This is a genomic window from Arcticibacterium sp. SM2516 (assembly GCF_057914865.1).
The window spans coordinates 635,920-657,601 of sequence record NZ_CP195290.1; the positions used below are offsets into that span (position 1 = coordinate 635,920).

Below are 21,682 nucleotides of genomic sequence, written 5' to 3' on the forward strand. Positions count from 1 at the left end.
ACAAAAAGCCAATCGATTGTATTTTATATTGTTTTCTTATATTTACGTTGAAATTATAAAAACAACAAAAGAATGAAAACATATTATACGGCCAGATACGCTGCTTCTCCACAGGATGTCAAAACTTATGATACCTCGAAATTAAGAGACGAGTTTTTAATAGATAACTTAATGGAGGAGGATAAAATAAATTTAGTGTACTCGCACTATGATAGATTTATTACGGGAAGTGCCGTTCCTACGAATACCTCATTAAAACTAGAAAGTATAGATGCTTTAAAGGCGGAGTATTTTTTAGAAAGAAGAGAACTTGGAATTATCAATGTAGGAGGAGCAGGCACAGTTACCGTGGATGGAACTTCATATGCTCTAAATCATAAAGAAGCTTTATATGTAGGTAGAGGAAATAAAAGTGTTGAATTTTCAAGTGATTCAGCGGATAAGCCTGCTATGTTTTACTTAAACTCTACGCCGGCACACAAAGCCTTTCCAATAAAGAAAATTGGACAAGATGATGTTGAAGTCATAGAATTAGGTTCTCCAGAGACTGCTAATGCCCGTACTTTAAGAAAGTATATCGTTAACAGTGTTGTGGATGTTTGTCAATTACAGATGGGAATGACGACACTGAAAGCAGGAAGTTCTTGGAATACCATGCCTGCTCACGTGCATGACAGAAGAATGGAGGTTTACTTCTACTTTGAAGTGGCAGCAGATCAAGCCGTATGTCATTTTATGGGTCAGCCTCAAGAAACCCGACATATTTGGATGGGTAATAATCAAGCCGTTATCTCGCCACCATGGTCTATTCATTCAGGTTCTGGTACTAGCAGTTACAGTTTTATCTGGGGAATGGCAGGCGAAAACCTAGATTATGGAGATATGGATCATTGTAAAATTAATGAGTTGAAATAAGCGATATAAGAACAATCATGTCAATAAAATTATTCGATTTAACAGGAAAAGTAGCTTTAGTAACGGGCTCAACCCACGGTTTAGGTATGGCCATGGCCAAGGGAATAGGGAATGCAGGTGCTAAAATTATCGTAAACGGAAGTTCATCTCAGCAAAAGTTAGATGACGCTATTCTAGCATACAAGAAGGAGGGGATTGATGCATATCCAAGCCTTTTTGATGTTACGGATGAAGCTGCGGTAAAAGCGGCTATCGAAAAGATAGAAACAGAAATAGGCCCTATAGATATATTGGTCAATAATGCAGGAATTATTAAAAGAACCCCGATCGTGGATATGGAGGTCTCTGATTTTAAAGCCGTCATTGATGTTGATTTAGTAGGTCCTTTCATTGTCTCTAAACATGTGGTTAAAGGCATGATTTCTAGAGGTGGCGGCAAAATAATCAATATCTGCTCTATGATGAGTGAATTAGGAAGAGATACGGTAAGTGCTTATGCTTCGGCTAAAGGGGGCTTAAAGATGCTGACGCAAAGTATGGCTACGGAATGGGCTAAATTTAACATCCAAACCAATGGTATTGGACCAGGATATTTTGCTACCAGCCAAACGGCTCCAATTAGAGTAGACGGGCATCCCTTTAATGAATTTATCATTAAAAGAACGCCAGCTTCTAGATGGGGAGATCCAGATGATTTACAAGGAGCAGCTATCTTTTTAAGCTCCAAGGCAAGCGACTTCGTGAATGGTCATGTTGTTTATGTGGATGGGGGCATTTTGGCTACCATAGGTAAACCAGCGAATGAATAATTTCAAAAATATCAGTATGAAAACTATCAATTTTTCTATTTTTTCTTTGGGATTTCTTTTGCTCAATTCTTGTGTTCCCAAAAAAGAAACGACGACTGTTTTAGTGAAAAATGAATTGGATTTTGAAAGGACTTTTGAAACCGTCGTTTTAAGCAAATCAGAACTGAACATAGAAGACCTGAGCAATACAGGCATTAAAGATACCAAAACGGGTGAGCTTCAGCTTACCCAATTGGTTGATAATGATGGAGACGGCATCATGGACGATATACTGTTTCAACCCAAAATAGCGGGTAACGCTGAAAATGTCTATGAAGTTGTAAGTGTATCTGAAGCGGAAAAACCTAAAGCAGAAGAACTTTGTTACTCGCGATTTGTGCCTGAAAGAACAGACGATTATACCTGGGAAAACAATAAAGTAGCTTTTAGAATGTATGGTCCAAGGGCTCAACAAATGATTGAAGAGAACATTCCGGGAGGTACACTTTCTAGTGGGGTAGATGCTTGGTTGAAAAAAGTAGAATATCCGATTATCAACAAATGGTATAAGAAAGAATTAGAGCACCAAGGAGCTTATCATATAGATTCTGGTGATGGCTTAGATAACTTTCATGTAGGTCAAAGTAGAGGGGTGGGGGGCGTCGCCATAAAAAATGGTGATTCTTACTTTTTTTCAAAAAACTACACAAAATGGAGAACCATAACGACAGGACCAATTCGTACCAGTTTCTATCTTGAAATAGGGGACTGGGATGTAGCAGGAAACCCAATAAAAGAGTCGAAAATTATTAGTCTAGATCTTGGTAGTAACTTATCGAAGTTTGATGTTACTATCAGCGGAACCGACACGCTTTCAGCTGGTTTGACGCTTCACGAAAAAGACGGTGTAGTGAAAGAAAATAACGACAATGGATGGGTTAGCTATTGGCAGCCACATGCCGATTCTGAATTAGCAACCGCCATTGTGGTACCTCAAAATGCTTTCATAGGATTTGAAAAGTATGATACAGAGATAGCCGATTTAAGCAATGCTTATGCCCACCTCAAAGTAAAAGATAATAAGGTGGTTTATTATGCTGGTTTTAGCTGGAAAGAAAGCGGGCAGTTTAAAAATCAGGCGGAATGGGAAAGCTATCTCGACTCTTTTTCAAAGCAGATTAACACACCTTTAGGGCTTACCGTTAATTTAAAATAGACGATCGACATAAACAGGGTATAACAAATCAGTCTATAAAGTCACTTAAATCCAAAGGTAAAAGCACCGCTATGCCAATTGGATTTAAGTGTTTTTTTATTAAACCTGGTTTATGCATTGGCGAAACGTAATGAGTTATAAAGTGGAATAAATGATTTTACGGACTGATTTTAAGCAATTTAGCTACTGGTCGCGATAGAATCGGGAGATTGCCTAATGCATAAAGCGGGTTAAAGGATTCAACTAGTTTAAAAGGAGCCTTCTATCCTTGACCACACTAAAATTTAAGATCTATAGCAGCCTCCAAAAGGGTTAATCAAAAGAGAATTCCATTATTTAACTGATTTTAACTTTAGTAGACACCACGACACAATAGTTTTTTTCGTCTACAGAAGTATATGAATCAAGAAATAAAACAAATTGCCGAAACTTTTCGGCCTATATCCCTTACGGATATGGACCAAGTGTCTTTAATGAAAAGATCTGACACAAAGTTTATACTTCCCAAGAAGCAAGTCTTAGAAATTCTAAATTCTGTTTTGAACAATTACAGGGTTTTAGAGGTGAACAAAGATCGGGTTATGACTTATAACTCCTTATACTATGACACCCCTGGAAATGACTTTTATCAATGGCACCATAATGGGAAAATTAATAGAGTTAAGGTTAGAATACGGAACTATGTCGAATCTAAAATTCACTTTTTAGAGATTAAAAAGAAAAACGGTAAGGGAATTACCCATAAAAGCCGCATACCAATTGATGGTTTTGAAGAAAATCTAAGTAAAAAGTCTAATGATTTTATTCAAGAAATCACCCATGGAAGCTACGTATTGTCTCCAACGTTAGAAAACGAATTTAACCGTATCACCTTGGTGAGTACACTTCATAAAGAAAGAGCAACAATTGATTTTAACTTGAATTTTCGTAACGGGTGTAAGAATAAAGCCTATGACGATCTGGCCATAATAGAAATCAAACAGGAGGGTATAAACAGAAACTCGCCAATTTACCAAGAGCTCAAAAAAAGACATATTCTTCCCAATAGCATAAGCAAATATTGCCTCGGCATCATTAGCCTCTATGAGGATGTTAAATACAACTCTTTTAAAATCAAACTACTACAAATACAAAAATTAACAGCGTAAAATGGAATTCTTAGATATCCCCTTATTTGATGACGACTTCTTTAAAATGATGTTCCGGTTCATCATCAACATCACATTTTTGAGTATAATCATCACTGGCTTGTACTTTAAATCGAGTCAAAGAAAAGATTACCTTTTCACCTATTACATGATTGCCATCATCGTCTTTTTATTATGCTTCACGCTTAAGAAATATGAACTTGACATAGGTATGGCACTAGGTCTTTTTGCCATTTTTGGAATAATTCGTTATAGAACAGACGCCATCCCCATTAAAGAGATGACCTATCTTTTCATAGTCATAGGCGTTTCTGTCATAAACTCCCTAGCCAACCAAAAAATGAGTTATGCCGAAATTTTTGCGGGTAACATACTGGTCGTGGGAGCCATATATATTATGGAAAGATTATGGCGAGTTAATAATGAAGAAAGTAAAACCATACTTTACGAAAAAATAGAGAACATAAAACCGGAAAATTATCTTTTAATGAAAGATGATTTGGAGAAAAGAACGGGCTTGCTTATTAGCAGAGTAAGCATAGACACCATCGATTTTTTAAAAGATACGGCTGAAGTAACTATTCATTTTAATAAAGATAATTAGAATGAAGAAAACAATCTCAATCTTAACTATCGTCCTTTTTACGGCACAGGCTCTTCGAGCTCAAACGGACGAAACCTCCATAGACAAAGACCTGGAAACATGGTCCGGCTTAGAATTTCAATACGACATAAATTCAAAATTTAGCGTAAGCCTTGAAGAACAATTAAGGTTAAAAGAAAACAGTTCTATCATAGACGGATACTTTACTGAGCTCTCTGGGAAATATGATATATGGAAGGGCTTTAGCCTTGGTGCAGGACTGCGATTTATTAGATCCAATGATACCAATGGTAAGATTCAAGGATATGAAAATCATTTGCGTTACCAAATTGATGCCTCTTATAAGCATAAAATTGATAGACTAGACATAAAATATAGGTTTCGATATCAAAATAAGAGTGAATTAGATAGTGATAACCCTAATGACGCTCAAACTAGACTCAAGCTAAATTTAGATTATAACTTCAACCACTGGAAGTTTGACCCTGAAATATCAGGCGAGATTTTTTCACCAGCAGAAGGGTACAAGCCGGAAAAGTATAGAATAACTATTGGCACCTCCTATAAATTAGGAAAATCTGGTAAACTTAACGCCTTTTATGGCTTTGAAGGCAACATGAATAGTGAAGCATTAAGGCGAGCTAGCATTATAGGATTGAGTTATAAATATACAATTAAGAGAAAAGGGAAATAGGCTCAAGTACAAAAGTGGGGGAATTTCTCTATGAGTTTTCCCACTTTTTAAACTTCCAACATTCGATGGAATCGGCCTAACGAAATAGGTCGGTCAGCGTTGAAAAACTTATTTTATCAGTTCGCTTGGGGCATTTCCAAATTGTTTTTTAAAGCACCTACTGAAATATAAAGGGTCGTTAAAGCCCACCATTTCTGCCACTTCGGTCACATTATGGTTTTTAGTTTTAAGTAAGACCGCCGATTTCTTTAATCGAACTGTTCTTATAAACTCATTTGGCGATAAGTCTGTAAGCTGTTTTATTTTTCTATAAAGTTTAGACGAACTCATGGCGAGTTCGTCGCATAATAGCCCAGAAGTCAGCTCTGGATTACTCATATTTATTTCTACCAGGTCTTTTATTTTTGATATTAATTCAATGTCTATTTGGGAGTGTGCCAGACTAATAACATCAGATTCAGCATCTCCAGAAAATTTTTGTTTTAAGTCAGAATGAATTTTAATGATATTATCAATACGTGTTCTCAGAAGGGTAGGGTCAAATGGTTTTACCAAATATCCATCTACACCAATTTTGTATCCTTTAATCCTATTTTCATTCTCCGCCAAAGCGGTTAATAAAACCACAGCGGTATGACTAATATTTTCATCATTTTTTAATTCCTCCACAAACTCAAAGCCATCCATCACTGGCATCATGACATCTACCACACAAAGCACAGGTTTTACTTTTCTACAAACATCCAATCCTTCTTTTCCGTTTTCTGCCTGATATACCTTGTAGAATTCAGATAAATATTCTGCCACATATTTTCTTAGCTCTGGGTTGTCATCTATGATTAGAATACCATGCTTAATGTCGGTGTTGGTTTTTACACGACTGACATTTTTATGGTTTAGAAATTCGGGCTTAATAGTGGTGGTTTGTTCCTCTTGAGCTGTTATCTGAAGTATTTCGTTTTCCGTGTAAGCATAATTATTGACAGGCAACTGGATAGTGAAAATACTACCTGCTCCTGGCGTACTTTTTACACTAATTTTTCCTTTATGTAATTCTACTAAAGCCTTCACCAACGATAAACCAATACCCGTACCCGTGGTGCTTTCTACACTGTTTTTGGCTTGATAAAATCTAGAAAATATCTTTTCTTGACTCTCTATGGGGATGCCAATACCATCATCACTCACTTCTATTTTAAGTATTTTAGATTCTCCTTCTATAGTACCTAGGAATAAATCTACATTCCCATAATTATTGGTAAACTTCATGGCATTGGAAAGTAGATTAAATAGAATCTTGGTGTACTTATCCATGTCTATCCAGCATTCTCCTAACTCGTCTTCAACATTAAAGTTAAAGTTGATGTTCTTGGATTGCGACAGTTCCACAAAGGAGTTAAAGATCTCTTCGGTATAGGGTAAAATGTCGGTTTTAGCCACTTTTAACTCCAGTTCACCAGTCTCGGCTCTTCTAAAGTCTAGAATTTGATTTACCAGTCGTAATAATCTATTGGAGTTTTTATGGATTAAATCGACTCTACTTTTAGCATAAGTACTATAAGATTCTTGTTCTAAAAGTTGTTTAACAGGACCTAAAATCAAGGTCAAGGGTGTTCTTAATTCGTGCGAAATGTTTGTGAAAAAACGGAGTTTTTCATTGTTTAATTTTTCATCACGCTCTCTGTTTAATTTTTCATTTATTAGTTCTTGTTTTAAACGCATTCGGTCTCTAAGCTCACGTCTCACAAAGTAAAAGATAAGCATAAAGAGTACTAGATATAGGAGTAATGCGGGATAATTAAACCAAATCGGACGTTCTATGGTAATTTTGTATGACACCGTTTCGCTCCAATAGCCAGCACTATTGCTTGATTTAATTTTGAAATGATACTCGCCAGGAAAGAGGTTGGTATACTGAACCGTTCTATAACTACTGGAGGTGGATATCCAGTTGTCGTCGAAACCATCTAGCATATATTCAAACATATTTAGGCGTTCGTTGGCATAAGAAGGTGTAGAAAATTGTAAGGAAAAGTTTCTGTTGGCATAACTAAGAGTTAAATGTTTAGTTTCGTTTATATCCACCTTTAAAGGTATTTCACCATTGATTTCCTTCCCCGGTAGTATCGCTTCGTTATTGATTTTTATTTCGGTGATAATAGGTCTAGGCGACCGTTCGTTTGATTTGATACTGGCTGGTGAAAAATAGATGATCCCATTTTTACCGCCTAAATAAATATTAGACTCTCCCAGATTATAAAACCCTTGTGAACTGAAAAAATCTAGTCTATTTCCACTATTCACATGGTAAACATTATACTGGTCAGTATCTGGATTTATCCAGGCTACGCTATTATTGTTGACATTTAACCATAAGTTATCATTAGCGTCTAAAAGAAAATCTGTGACCCATTTATTCGCCAATTGGCTGAATTCTGTGGCTGGAAGAAAGGTCTTTTTCTCGGCATCAAGGTAACTCAAGCCTGTGCGTGTGGCAGCCCAAAGCCTACCCGTTTTGTCAAAAATAATATCGCTGACATTGTCATGGGGTAGGCCTTCTCCTTTCTTCAAGGACGAGTTATAGGTCTCAATAGCCTTGGTGGAAATATTATATTTTATCACTCCGGCTTGCGTAGCAAACCACAAATTGTTTTCCTTATCCGTAATGATTTTGTTGATATTTCCATCTTTAAGCAAGTCGATTTTGTCAGACGAGATTGTGGTACCTTTAACTTTAAGCATTTTAGCCCCTTGGCCAAATGAGCCTATAATAATGTCATTCTCATTGATGATTTTAATGGAGGAAATGGCTACTTGTTCGAAACCAACATCTACTTCAATAGATTGATTATTGGTATAGTTATAGACTAAAACTTTACCATTCCATAAACCGCAATAAAATATCTTTCCATCTTTTGTATAAATATGGGCGATATCTTTTTGGTTATTATATAAAGGAACAAACTGATTGTTTTCTTTTATAAAAAGTCCGCTGTGCCTAGTGGCTACAACAACTTTATTATTGTACGTTCTAGCAAAACCACGTATTCTAGGTGCTTTCCCATCAATAAATTTTGAGATGTCCTTATTGAATTTGAAATGGTTTCTATTGGGGTCATATTTATCCAAACCATCCTCTGTACCGATCCATAAAATGCCTGATGGATCAAAATACAAAGAGGTCACCAAGTTGTCGACCAAAGAAGTTTGATCAGTTAAAATGGAATAATGCCACTCAAAATTACCTTGGGCAATATCTTCTAGGTTTTCACAAACAAGAATTCCACCTAGCGTGCCTACCCAGTATTTACCATCGGGAGCCTGAGCAATGGAGACAAAATAGGGTCCCAAAGCCTCTCTTGTTTTCGTGTTTTTTATATAAATGTTTTCAAATTTTTGTGTTGATTTATTGAGCTTAAAGAGGCCTTTTCTTGTTCCCGCGAAAATGTCTTTTTTACTGTCTTCAAAGATAAAATGCAAATAAGGGTTTCGCTCAGAAGAGTCTGTAACCTTAAGGGTATAAGTGGAGGTGTGCTGTACTTCTCCTTTACTATCTAACCTTATTTTGGCGACGGAAGCTGTCTCGAAACTTCCAATCCAGATATTGCCGGAGGTGTCTTCGAAAATTTCTTTAATATAGTTGAAATTAGGCAGATGTACTTTTATGAATTGTTTGTCGTCTAAATTAAACCGATAAAGCCCTTTGTCTTTTGTTCCCACCCAAACACGTTTGTATTTATCTATATAAACGGAACGAACCTCATTATCTGGTAAACTTTTAGGGTTTCCTTCCTCGTTTAAAAATGTGGTAAATTGATGCGTATCTAACTTTAATAATGTTAAGCCCTTTCGGGTTCCAATCCATAGATTGTTTGACGCTTCATCTAATTCTAAAGCCGTAATGTCGTCGTTAGGAATTTTATTATTCCCTTCAGACGTACTTAAATAAGATTTGAATTCATAGCCATCAAAACGATTAAGTCCTGAAAAGGTCCCAATCCATAAAAATCCGTGCTTATCCTGAACTATATGCCTTATAGAATTATGAGAAAGGCCGTTATTATCGTTATAGTGGTCAAATTTCAAATCCTGCCCAATACTTTGAAATGTAATGGCACTAAAAACAAGTATTAACTTATATAAAAGGTTGAAATTATTCTGCACTAGCAACGAACTTAGACATGATACCTAATATAAGATTTTAACCGTTTGTTATGACACTTTTTTGAGAAATATTCGTATTAAAGAAGCGGTCAAAAGTAAAACTATAACTGAATATAAATTCTTGCAGTTCGGGCAAATCATTTAGTTTTTAGTCCAACATTCTCTGACATTTCCAAAACAAGCTCGCCTCCGTTAGTAATATCAGAATGCTTTAAAGTGAAATTCGAAATCACTTTTTGATTAAGCTCTACCTTGTTGACATAAACATTACTTGGACTGTTGTTTTCAGCCTTAATCACAAATTTTTTGCCTATATAATAATCTGGATTTAAGTGAATAATAATTTCGTTGAAAATCGGACTTCCTATTTGATATTCAGAATGGTCATCTGTTCCGCCATTCATTTGAAATAAACCCATTTTCATTAATACGGCTAAGCTTCCCATTAATCCCTGATCTTCATCTCCATTATACCCTGTAGCTGGCGACAGACCAGCAAAAGCTTTGTCTACCACTTTTCTAGACCAATATTGGGTCAGATCATAATGGCCTAATTTATTGAAAACAAAAGAGGTCTGTATAGAAGGTTGATTTCCATAATTTATAGGAATGCGTCTGTATTCTGGATGCAGTTCTTGGGCATGCGAATTGCCGGCTGTAAAATTTAGTTTTTCGGCCGTGATAAACTGACTGTTTAATTTATCTATCGCTTTTTCTGTTCCTCCCATTAGGGTAGCTAAGCCTTCTAAATCGTGAGGTACAAACCAAGTAGATTGTGCTCCATTTGATTCTATAAATCCATGCTCTGTTTGATACGGGTCAAAATCTTTTTTCCAAGTTCCATTGATGTCCTTGGCCCTCATCCAACCTGTAGATGGATCAAAAACATTTTGATAATTTTTCGACCTTTTGATAAAATAGTTATAGTCATCTTCATGCCCTAGTTTTTTTGCCAATTGAGCCAAGGTCCAATCCTGGTAGGCGTATTCCATGGTTAAACTGGCACCTTCTTGGTGACCGCCAAATCTACCCTCTGGAATAGGATAGGGTACAAAACCATTTTTGATATAATATGTTAATCCTCCACCAATTTTGGTATTGTGCTCATAACCAGATTTCTCCATGATGCCACCAGGCATATGGTTTACCTTTAAAGCTTGGTAAATTTCTTCTAAGTCTTCTGTGACAATTCCTTTTTGAATGGCAGTAACTATAAATGGGGTGGAGGATGCTCCCGTCATTACATAGGTATAGTTTCCTCCGGAAGGACCACGCGGTATCAAGCCCCCGTCTTTATAATACTGCAATAAAGAATAGGTAAATTCTTTCATAATCTCTGGATAAACTAATCCCCATAGAGAATTAATGGTCCATTGTGCTCCCCAGAAAGAGTCAGAGTTATAATGATTGAATTTCGGTTTACCATTTTCATTAACTGGGATTTGCCCCACTCTAAAAGTATTTCCTGTATTATCTGGATAAGCTCCATTAGCATCGCTAATTATCCTTCTGCCTTGTAAAGCATGCCAAAGGTCGGTGTAAAAACGTCGCTGCTCTTGTTCTGATCCACCTTTAACTTCAATTCTGCCTAATAATGATTCCCATTCGTTATGAGAATCTGTAACAATCTTATCAAAATTCCATTGTGGTAATTCTGTAGCAATATTATTAGAAGCATTTTCTATGGAGGTATATGAAATACCCGCTTTCATTAAAACGGGCTCATCAGAAGCGTTCAATCGAATTAAATAATTTCCTGTTTGAGGATCTTTTTCAATGGATTCAAAAGATCGGTTTAATTCCACTTTAAAGAAAATATCCAGGGGTTTTGGTCTTCTACGTGTAGGTGCAGCTACAAGCTTTCCTGTTATTTCTCTATCACCTATTTTTTCTAATACGCCATCCAAATTTTCACATGGACCTAACATGGTATTTAGATTGAATAATATCCCTGAATTTTGACCTTTCGGAAAAGAATATTTATGAAAGCCAACACGCTTTGTACTGGTTAATTCGGCTTTTATGTTAAATCTTTCTAACTCAACCTTATGATATCCAGGTTTTATCAGCTCATTGTCATGGCTAAATTTCGAATAGAAATCGGTAAAAATGCTTTTGCTGTTTTCATCCGAAAATGTTACAGGCATAACGGATAATCCAGACATTTGCCAAGCATGAATATGGCTAAAACCTTTAATGGTATCTACCTTATATCTATATCCACTGCCCCAAGCACCATCTATTTCATTGTCGGGACTTAAGTTAACCATTCCGAATGGTCTACTTGCCGATGAAAAGAAAAACCACCTTGAGTTTTCTGAGTCTAGCGTTGGATAAACCTTATCGGTTAAATATCCGACATTGGCATTTTTTTCATTCACTTTACAAGAGAGAACAGTGATAGAAAGAAGAATAGCTATTGCCAACCCTTTATGATATACGTTTATTAATTTCATTTAATTATTTAGAATATTTTAAAGTATTTCTTGCAATGGTAATCCCTCTTTTTAGTTTCTAGGTTCCATCATTTCCTATGATTGAATAAGTAAAAACAAAGATAAATTGCAGCTTAAATATAACCCACCTTGTCTTACCTAGTTAGCGGTAAGTTTTCATTTCTCTTGAATGTTTCTAGTCATATCGACTAAACTAAAAGGGACAAAAGAATAATTTAAAACCCGAATCATTGTTTATTCATCTCGGTTTTACAAAATACGGGCAGGTTATTTTCAAACCCACCCGTATTCAAACCAAACCATATTAAACCATCAACTTTACTCCTTTTTAGTATCCACTATTCTGTGTCATAGTTGATGGAGAAATTTCCAACTCTATTAATGGAATAGGACGTAGCATGTGCTTTGAAGCCTCAAACGCCCCGTGATCTCTATAATGAGGATTATACATTCCCACTCTCTCTTCTAATTTACCCATACGTTTTAGCGTAGTCCATCGGTTATCTTCGCCTACTAATTCTAAAGCACGCTCATCCAAGATGGTGTCTAAATCTAAGGTAGTATAATGATCTGCCACACCAGTAGCACGCTCTCTTACTCTGTTTATATGAGTCAAAGCTTGCGTAGTATTTCCTGCTCCTAACAAAGCTTCCGCAGCAATTAAATGCGTTTCGGCTACTCTGAAAATATAGGTATCTCTCGCTCCATTATTTTCTTCTTGGAAAACCTCATCATCGAATTTTTTCATCATTGGGAAATTTGTCAATATAGGATTCGCCGTATACTGATAATTTACACCTGCTATTGTTTCAGGTCTTCCGAAAAGGTATTGGTTTGGCTGATATACCCAATAACGCTCTAGTTTATCTTTAAGCTCTGCCTCGCTTAGCGTATATTTTGGAAAATATACAACAGTATCTCCAATAGCTATCTCATCATTACCAATAGCAAACCCTGCCTCGTCTGCAATTATTGATCTATGTATGGTCACATTTTCTCTGGAATCATTGTCAGCAAACAAAGAATAAAAATAAGGCGTCATCATTAGGCCATTTCCTGGTTTACCGTAAAGATTACTTCTACTTACACCCGGTAATGATTGAACGCCTGACATAAATAAGGAATGCTTATTATTTCCTCTGTCTTCGGCAAAACCTGTATCACCCCAGTGAGCAGCAAAAAGAATTTCTGGGTTTACTTGGTTGTCATAGTCAAAAAGCTCTGCAAAACTTTGGCTTCTAATATCATAAGACCCGATTGCTTGTACCGCTAAATCTGCCGCCGTTTGAAAATCGTTTCCTCCAGCAAAAGACTTATATGCTCTGGTTAAGTACACTTCTGCTAAAACATGCTGAGCTGCTCTTTTTGATAAACGGCCAGTTTCAGGAGCATCCTTTAGTGTAGGAATAGAAGCCTCTAATTCACTAATAATCAAGGCAAATGTTTCCTCTTCACTAGAACGTGAATAATCAGTACGGATACTTTGTGGTTCGGTTAACTCTAAAGGAACACCACCATACTGCACGGCCAAATTATAATATGCCAGAGCTCTCAACGCTCTAGCTTGAGCTATTCCGTAAGCCTTATTTTCTAAATTAGCGTCACTCCAATCTATCTGCGTTTCAAATCTATTGATAGCTGTATTTGCTTTAGATATTACGCCATAATTACTACTCCATACCCCGTTATTTTGTGGAGCATTAAAGCTATTGTAATCGTTTTCACTACTAAATGAAAAAACTTCACTTTGAGTGGTAAAGATATCTGTTCCGGCAAACATATAGCCGTAGTTTTTGTAGACATCTCTTGTTGCGTCATAAAGACCTATTACGAGTTGGTCCGCATTATTTTCCGTAAGGAAGTTTTCACTGGTAATACCAGAGTATATTTCTTCGTCAATATAGTTGTCACATCCGCCAATCAAGACTGAGCACGTCAACAGGACAGCAACTTGTTTTATATTAAATATTTTCATTGTTAATCTTTTTTAAAAATTAGTAAGTTACTTTCAGTCCAAAAAGAACGGTTTTAATCATATAACCTGCGTTGTATGAGTTTTGCATTCCTGTTTCAGGGTCTGGACCCGCATAATCAGTAAATGTGAATGGATTTTGAACATCCAAAGTCAATCTTAAACTATTGATTTTCAACCTGTCTAAAAGTGTACTTGACGCAGTGTAACCCAAACCAATGTTTCCTACTTTCACAAAATTAAAGTCTGTATAATAGTTATTTCCTGTAGAACCATACTCAGGTGCAGGGTTTGGAGAACCTGGATTATTTGGCGTCCAATAATCTAAATCTACTTTGTTAAATTTAGCGTCATCGTTTTGCCATGGCACAAAATTGTTATAGAACTCAGAATGTCCATAAACACCCTGTCTAGTGTGCATCTGGATATTTAAATTGAAATTGTTATAAGTGAAAGTATTAGTCATACCACCTATCCAATCTGGAGATAAAGAACCTATTACCTTTTTATCATCTTCATTTAAACTTCCATTATTATCTAAGTCACTATACTTATACTGTCCAGGAAAACTTCCGTCATAAGCAAAAGCTTCTGCGGCCTCTTCTAACTGCCAAATACCTTCAATTTCATATCCGTAGATAGCATCAACTGGCTGTCCTATCTGGCGTACACCGTGGTTTCCGTATGTAAACTTATCAATGCCGCCGTCTAATTTTAGAATCTCGTTTTTGTTCTTCGCAAAGTTTATGCTGGTAGTCCATTTGAAATTATTAGTTTGAGCATTTACGGTATTCAGCGTAAGCTCCACTCCACTATTTCTAACAGAACCATAATTACCAGTAGCTGAGCCATATCCCGTAATTGGAGATAGTGTTCTTCCTAATATAGCATCTACAGTTTTCTTGTTATAAATCTCTAAGCTTATACCAAGCCTGTACTGTATCATACTCATGTCTACACCAAAGTTAAACTCTTTAGAACGCTCCCAAGTCAATTCATAATTAGGCAAACCGTTTACTTTTACACCATTAACATGGCTGTTTCCGAAAAGGTAATCAGCTCCTCCTAAGAAGGCTAATGATTGATATGCTCTAATAGAACCTTCGTTTCCTGACTCTCCGTAACTTAAACGGACTTTAAGATTGTTTAACCAATCTGCCTCCTGCAAAAATGCTTCGTCACTGGCTTTCCAAGCAAAAGCAGCGGATGGGAAGAAATTCCACTTATAACCCGGTGCTAGTTTAGAAGAACCATCATATCTTCCTGTAAAAGTAAATAAGTACTTATCCTGAATGCCATAGTTTAACCTTCCAGCAAAAGAAGCGAGTGTTTCTTTATAGAAAAAAGTATTGTATGACCTTACATCTAAGCCGGCACCAGCATTATAAAATTGGTATGCATCGGTATCAAAGTTTCTAGTTTCAACCGCACTCCCCTCTCTTTGATTATAATACATAGACGAAATCAAAGTTGCATTTAGACTATGCCCTTCTGCTACATCGAAATTCAGGTCAGCTATATTATCCCAAGTATAAGAGGTTTTAAAAGTGGAATTGTAATAAGCACGTGTACGAGATTCTTCGTTTCTAGCCGATTTAGTTAACAAACCAAAATGTGACCCATAACGGTCATTTGAAATATTAGGTGCAAACTGTGTTTTTAGGCTCAACCATTTAGTCGGCTTGTAATTCAAGAATGCATTGGTGATAACATCTAAGGTTTTGGTATTACTTAACCATGACCCTTGCGACTCATAAATAGGATTTAAGAAACGTCCATCTTGATCATCTGGAAATAATATAACACTTCCATCTGGATTGAATGAGTTTACTGTTGGAGACAAACGCAAAGTACTTCTAAAGAGCTCATTACTTCCTGTCTCTCTATCTGATAAGGATAAATAAGCTTTTACACCCAAGGTAAATTTATTGGATACCTTTTTGGATAATGATGTGCTTAAATTAAAACGGTCATAAGATTCTATTCCTATGACGCCTTTATTACTTAAATAACCGGCTGAGGCATTATAAGTTAAGCCGTTACTACCGCCCGACATGGCCAAGGTATGACTCGATTGAATTCCTGATTTCAAATAATCATTTTGCCAATCTGTATAACGACGGTTAGCTACATTGCTCGCTTCTTCGTTTGTGGCTCTAAACTCTCTAGATAAATCTACCGTTGCATTGTTATAATCTTCTACGGTTGGGTAAACGCCTTCATTTGGTTTGAACATCTGCTTCCAAGCCGTGCTACGTAATACTTTATCAGCAAAATCCACAAATTCATCTCCGTCAAGCATATCCGGAACATTAGTAGCGGTATTTACGCCAAAAGTAGCATCGTAACTAAACTGTGTTCTCCCTTCAATTCCATTTTTAGTAGTGATAATAACCACACCATTAGCCCCTCTAGCTCCATAAATAGCGGTAGCCGATGCATCTTTTAGAATATCCATTTGCTGAATATCAGCAGGGTTCAAAATATTGATATCATCAAAAAATACGCCATCAACTACATATAATGGTTTGGAAAGGTCATCAGCAATATTATCACTTAAACCGTCACGATTTTCGTTGGTATTCTGAATGACAGTATTACCTCTAATGTCAATAGATAATGGTGCACCTGGTTTATTGTTAGTAGTTCTTACATCAACACCAGCCACACGGCCTTGTAAAGCCTGCCCCAAATCTGTTTTCTTTTGTGAGGTAAGCTCTCTATTACCTAAAGATGCTACAGCTCCCGTCAAATCCGTCCTTTTGACCGTACCATAACCAATAACCACAATCTCTTCAAGGTTAGCGGCATCTTCTATCATTTCGACATTTAATGAAGATTGACCAGAATATGTAATATCCTGAGATACATATCCTATAAATGAAAATGTAAGGACATCACCATTCTTTACGCCAATTTTAAATTTACCTTCTGAATTGGTAGATGTACCAGTCGTGGTCCCTTGCTTTACTATGTTAACCCCAGGGATGGGCGTATTTTGATTGTCTAATACCACACCTGATACCGTATCCTGTGCGTAGGCCAATGATGTAAAACTTATAGCAATGGCAATTAATAAAAGTTTAAGTTTTTCCATATCAAGTTTGTTTATTATGGGTTAAGTTTAGTTTATTCTTGGAATTGTTCAAATATAAAACCGAGCTCAAAATTAATAAGAGCATATTTTTTAGGGATGGACATTTCGTTCAAAAACATGGAGATATAGATAAAAAGTGTTCTTATTCTTATGGAAAGCAGCCAGTAATACTAATTTCTCGCTAACCCACTTATTGTATGTGTGCTTACAATGAGCTGTTATTCAGATAGATGCACTAGGTGTTGTGCTCTAATTTATTTGAATGATACAAAAAATGCGTAGACATCAGGGTTTTAAGCTCTTGATGGATAGATTAGGAGGGTAATGGGAGTTTGAAAAGCCAAGAAATTTATACTATGACCTTAATTCATCTCTGGTTTCTTTGCTGGAGTATTGGAGATTTAAATAAGTCTCTTTAATGTTGATGAAATAGTTCTTTGTTTAAACCAGAGGATTGAAGTCATTATATCGAAGCAACAAGCTTTTCTGAGTAGGCTGAAAAGAAAGAGCTAATTTCTTATGAGTCAATCTTCAATAAATGCATCAATCTATGTGCAAAAGGTGCAAAAAATATGGCTACCGTACTTAAAAAAACAACGCCGCTAAATATGGCATATATCGAAGCGAATAGTTTGGCAGAAACCGTTTTCAATTCATCAACGGGTACCATTCCTGTTAAAATCATGGAAGCGTTATAGGTGCTGTCAATCCATTTTAATTCACCGATATAATGATATCCTAAAATCCCAATTCCTAGAGAGAAAGCCAAGAGGAGTATGGAAAAGATAGAATACTTTATTACTCTTATTCCAAATTCTTTTGGTGGAAGAATATTTTTATTTTTTGTTTTGTTCAAGATGATAATCCGACTTTCCTAATGAAGGAATAGTTTTTTTGACCTCATATTTATTGGTAGTATACCTTCAGCCCTATAATAATACTTAAAGTAAATTATATGTCATCAGTTTTTGACCTTTAAAGCACCATGCACAGCTGAAACTAAGACAAAGGGTTTGCGACGCTTCTAGTTATGGAGAAACGTCTTTTCGACTTCGAACTCATCCATACAATGTGCGTCTTCCTACATGTTTTAGGTACTATTTAGAATCTTGTATCTGCTAGGGAGCCCTGCAATGTCTCTTTGGGGAAACCGCTAAGCCTAAAACGCTAACCATTCAAATAAAACCAAGCTGAAATCCTTTATTCTTTTTCTAAATTGCCTTAGCAAAACAGCATATATGTGATTGAAAATAGACGGTCTTTTGTTAAGAAAATGTCGTTAGGAGCTATGATGCTTCCTTTTGGACTTTCCAGTGATTCGAAGGTGGAACCGGATAAAAAGCTACGTGTGGCTTTGGTGGGCTTGGGCAGGTATGCCAACTATCTGGCGGAAGGCATTGCCGTTTCTAAACATTGCAAAGTGACGAGTATTGTTACCGGAACGCCTTCTAAAATACCTGTCTGGCAAAAGAAGTATAACATTCCAGAAAGCTCAGTTTATAATTATGACAACTTTGATAAAATAGCCAATGACGGCAATGTGGATGTCATCTATATCGTGTTGCCCAATGGCATGCATAAAGAATATGCCATACGAGCGGCTAAAGCAGGTAAACATGTCATAGTGGAGAAGCCAATGGCCATCACGGCTCAAGAATGCGAAGAAATTATAGCGGCCTGTAAAGAGAATAATGTGCAATTGGCGGTAGGCTATCGATTGCATTTTGAGCCCTATAATATGGAAATGATGCGACTGGGCAGCGAGAAAGTTTATGGTGAGGTGCGTCATGTTGAGGCGGCGTTGGGATATAATACCAGTAATTCAGATTTAAATGATTGGCATTTAAATGCAAAACTTTCGGGAGGTGGTTGTCTTCAAAACTTAGGTGTGTATTGTATTCAAGGTGCCAGATATGTCACAGGGGAGGAACCCGTTTCGGTTACGGCACAGTTTGGGCCAAAAATCTATAAAGACGTTTTTAAAGAAGTGGAGGAATCCATTCATTGGCAAATGGAATTTCCAAGTGGGACCACAGCCACTTGTAGTTCTAGTTCCATAACCTCTATGGATAGGTTATTGGCATCTGCCGAGCGTGGTATTTTCGAGCTGAGTCCTGCCATTAGTTATGGACCGTTTGTTGGAAAAACGAGTGATGGGAAGTTTGAATTTCCGACGACTAATCAGCAGCAGGTTCAAATGGACGAAATGGCAAAGTTTCTATTGAACAACAAACCATTCCCAGACCACATAAGTGGTCTAGAAGGTTTGAGAGATCTAAAGGTGATTGATGCTGTTTATATGGCTGCCAAATCAGGAAGACGCGTTGTAATAGTTTAGCTAAAGAAAGATAAGCTAGTCTTTAACAAATCATCATCAAACGGCTTTGTCCATTTTTTTCCATTGGAGCACGATGAACACAAGGAGGTACTTGACTTTCAGGGTGCTCAATGGCCAATCTCCATATGTGACCGAGGCCTAAGCTGATAGGGCGTGCTTTAGTTTTAGCTTGATAGTGTAGGTCAAAGAAATGCTCACTTAAAAATGCCTCAAAGCCTTCATCTGTTCCTTCGTATAGTTTTTTGAGTTCATCACGTATTTCGGGAATAAGTATTTTTTGTATGGCTTGTGAATTTGGCAATATATCACTCGATTCGCCATGATAAGTGCATAAAAAAGTGTCGGTGGGTATAGGAGAGCGATCTACATGAAAAGAATAAACATCAGTTGGGAAAAACGGGTAGGAATCATCTCTGTCATAGTACTTGATAACGTTGAGCGTTGGAGATGCTCCATGAGCGGTTAACAGCTTTAAGTCATTTAAAAGTATTTCACGAGCAAGCTGCCCGCGTTCACTCAAAGTAAGTTCACGAAGCTCATCTTGGTCAAATGCCGCTATATTATCGTTTAGTTCTAACTTTTCAACAATCTCAGAGAAATCACCTATAAGTTTACGTGTCCAGCACATCGCATTAATGACTCCATGAAAAGGTGTGGAAACCAGATCTTGAAAATTCGTAACACATTGAATTTGATTCTGAGTGGGAGGTAAGTCTATCATAAGGAGGTATTTTTCAAACCAGCGTTTTGTATCATTCAAAGACTCTACTGGAGGGGAAATTGAATGAAAAAATAGAAAGCAATTATGGAAATAATTTCGATGAATTCTTGCTAAAGCATAAATTTAGGAACTCTTTTAGTTAGATCGTTTAATTGTAAAAGGAAGATCCCCTTTCCCATTAAAATGAAAATAAGTATGTTGGTCAGGATCCAACAATTTCACCAAAGAATGGTTGTTTTACCAGTTTCAAGTTTTTTTGATGATGAAGATTGAAAATTATCTTCCTGATACTATTCCACAGCACTTTCGAGAAGTTTATACACTTACTCTACTACTTTTAAAGGTTTTTCATAATCACTTTTCATATCGTAAGGTAGCTTCCAAATCTCCCCATTGAAATTACCGAAATACAAACTTGATTTACTGAAAGTATGGAATGGTGCTCAGTCTAGAAATTAAGCTTTATGATTTTAAGGTGGGGATTAGAAGAGTGATCTAAGGAGCTGTCCTAGATAAGCGTTTTAGCTTTTACTGAATTTTCGCTAAACTTATATATTATGAGATTTCTTGTTCGGAAACCGATAGCGTTAGGCAACGCATAGTTAGAAAACTGCGTTTTTATGTAAAATAGAGCTTATTCACCTTTGAAAATCATGATAAATTAAATATTTCTACAGATTTGAGGAAGACTAAATTACTGATTATTTGTAAACACGGAATCTGCTAAAACAGTTGACATATTTTATTAAAAACAGAATCGTATTTACTCTAATCTTATTTTTGATTAGTTCTTGCAAGGATATTTGGCGTTTAGAACCAAGGGAATCTGACCTAGGAGAAGAAAGTACAAAAGTGTTGGGTCATAGAGGTGCAGGATATAATTCACTACTTTTTAGGGAAAATACTTCCGAGGGTATAGAATATGCTTTAGATAGATTAGGGGGTGTGGAAGTTGACATAGCAATAAGTAAGGATGGTGGTCTATGGCTCAGTCATGATGACAACGTGCGGCTTTTAGATAAGCCTTTTATTGATGCTACAGATAAAGAAATAGCCGATGTAAAAGATGAAAATGGACAAGTTTATTATGATAAGCTGGAAGACATTCTCGCCCTAATGGTAATCAAATATCCTTCTAAACATATCTCTTTAGACGTTAAAAACCCCAAGGAACTCTTTAAGTCTGAAACATTTAGTGCTGTTGCTAAAAAACTAGCAGATTTTACTGATTCTTACAATTTTGACGGTAAAATATCTGTTCAGTCAGATTCTTTAAGCTTCCTTAAAATGGTAAGAGAAGAAAATTCTGGTATAGAGACTTATTACTTGACTTGGGGAGATTTTGACCAAGGAATAAAAAGGACATATGAGTATTACCTGACGGGTATTTCTTTTGATCATGACAGAAAAGACGATCTCACAAAATCAAAGGTGGACTTGGCTCACAGTTTAAACCTTAAAGTGTTAGTATATAGTATAGAAGATAGTTTTATTGATGAAGTTTATGGTTTACAGGTAGATTTTATTGAAACTGATAATATGGAATTTTACGAATTGCTATACAATTAA

14 protein-coding genes are annotated in these 21,682 nt (G+C 36.4%); 8 read left to right on the top strand and 6 right to left on the bottom strand.

From position 1 onward, the window contains the following. The first annotated feature begins 72 nt into the window (after positions 1 to 72). The 6 genes from kduI to ACSBFT_RS02710 all read left to right on the top strand — a co-directional run bounded on the left by kduI (position 73) and on the right by ACSBFT_RS02710 (position 5,365). A complete protein-coding gene (gene kduI / locus ACSBFT_RS02685) occupies positions 73 to 915 on the top strand; it encodes a 5-dehydro-4-deoxy-D-glucuronate isomerase (protein ID WP_463048368.1) in 843 nt (280 codons plus the stop codon). Between the two features lie 17 nt (positions 916 to 932). Beyond that, positions 933 to 1,724 (top strand): gluconate 5-dehydrogenase, encoded by a 792-nt coding sequence (locus ACSBFT_RS02690; protein WP_489603322.1) that lies wholly within the window; start codon positions 933 to 935, stop codon positions 1,722 to 1,724. Positions 1,725 to 1,740: 16 nt separating this feature from the next. Next, the gene (locus ACSBFT_RS02695; RefSeq protein ID WP_489603323.1) at positions 1,741 to 2,919 is read left to right on the top strand and encodes a BT3233 family polysaccharide utilization protein; all 1,179 of its coding nucleotides are present in this window, start codon (positions 1,741 to 1,743) and stop codon (positions 2,917 to 2,919) included. Positions 2,920 to 3,317: 398 nt separating this feature from the next. Then, positions 3,318 to 4,067 (top strand): polyphosphate polymerase domain-containing protein, encoded by a 750-nt coding sequence (locus ACSBFT_RS02700; protein ID WP_489603324.1) that lies wholly within the window; start codon positions 3,318 to 3,320, stop codon positions 4,065 to 4,067. Position 4,068: 1 nt separating this feature from the next. Next, positions 4,069 to 4,671 (top strand): DUF4956 domain-containing protein, encoded by a 603-nt coding sequence (locus tag ACSBFT_RS02705; protein ID WP_463048364.1) that lies wholly within the window; start codon positions 4,069 to 4,071, stop codon positions 4,669 to 4,671. 1 nt (position 4,672) lies between these two features. Next, positions 4,673 to 5,365 carry a DUF2490 domain-containing protein gene (locus ACSBFT_RS02710; RefSeq protein ID WP_489603326.1) on the top strand — a complete coding sequence of 231 codons (693 nt, stop codon included), beginning with the start codon at positions 4,673 to 4,675 and terminating at the stop codon, positions 5,363 to 5,365. A 108-nt stretch (positions 5,366 to 5,473) separates the two neighbouring features. Here the strand turns inward: ACSBFT_RS02710 and ACSBFT_RS02715 are convergent, their stop codons facing one another. The 5 genes from ACSBFT_RS02715 to ACSBFT_RS02735 form a co-directional block, all read right to left on the bottom strand. Continuing rightward, the gene (locus ACSBFT_RS02715; RefSeq protein ID WP_489603327.1) at positions 5,474 to 9,529 is read right to left on the bottom strand and encodes a hybrid sensor histidine kinase/response regulator; all 4,056 of its coding nucleotides are present in this window, start codon (positions 9,527 to 9,529) and stop codon (positions 5,474 to 5,476) included. A 137-nt stretch (positions 9,530 to 9,666) separates the two neighbouring features. Continuing rightward, positions 9,667 to 11,985 carry a GH92 family glycosyl hydrolase gene (locus ACSBFT_RS02720; protein WP_489603329.1) on the bottom strand — a complete coding sequence of 773 codons (2,319 nt, stop codon included), beginning with the start codon at positions 11,983 to 11,985 and terminating at the stop codon, positions 9,667 to 9,669. Positions 11,986 to 12,313: 328 nt separating this feature from the next. After that, the gene (locus ACSBFT_RS02725) at positions 12,314 to 13,960 is read right to left on the bottom strand and encodes a RagB/SusD family nutrient uptake outer membrane protein (RefSeq protein ID WP_489603331.1); all 1,647 of its coding nucleotides are present in this window, start codon (positions 13,958 to 13,960) and stop codon (positions 12,314 to 12,316) included. A gap of 19 nt (positions 13,961 to 13,979) precedes the next feature. After that, positions 13,980 to 17,054 carry a SusC/RagA family TonB-linked outer membrane protein gene (locus ACSBFT_RS02730; RefSeq protein WP_489603332.1) on the bottom strand — a complete coding sequence of 1,025 codons (3,075 nt, stop codon included), beginning with the start codon at positions 17,052 to 17,054 and terminating at the stop codon, positions 13,980 to 13,982. Between the two features lie 517 nt (positions 17,055 to 17,571). Beyond that, positions 17,572 to 17,910 carry a hypothetical protein gene (locus tag ACSBFT_RS02735; RefSeq protein WP_489603333.1) on the bottom strand — a complete coding sequence of 113 codons (339 nt, stop codon included), beginning with the start codon at positions 17,908 to 17,910 and terminating at the stop codon, positions 17,572 to 17,574. 417 nt (positions 17,911 to 18,327) lie between these two features. On the opposite strand from ACSBFT_RS02735, the gene ACSBFT_RS02740 reads away from it, so the two are divergent. Beyond that, entirely contained in the window at positions 18,328 to 19,392 is a 1,065-nt protein-coding gene (locus ACSBFT_RS02740) for a Gfo/Idh/MocA family protein (RefSeq protein ID WP_489603334.1), read from the top strand. Positions 19,393 to 19,414: 22 nt separating this feature from the next. On the opposite strand, the gene ACSBFT_RS02745 is transcribed toward ACSBFT_RS02740, so the two are convergent. Beyond that, positions 19,415 to 20,113 (bottom strand): hypothetical protein, encoded by a 699-nt coding sequence (locus ACSBFT_RS02745; protein WP_489603335.1) that lies wholly within the window; start codon positions 20,111 to 20,113, stop codon positions 19,415 to 19,417. Positions 20,114 to 20,893: 780 nt separating this feature from the next. Between ACSBFT_RS02745 and ACSBFT_RS02750 the strand changes: the two genes are divergently transcribed. Then, entirely contained in the window at positions 20,894 to 21,682 is a 789-nt protein-coding gene (locus tag ACSBFT_RS02750; protein WP_489603337.1) for a glycerophosphodiester phosphodiesterase, read from the top strand.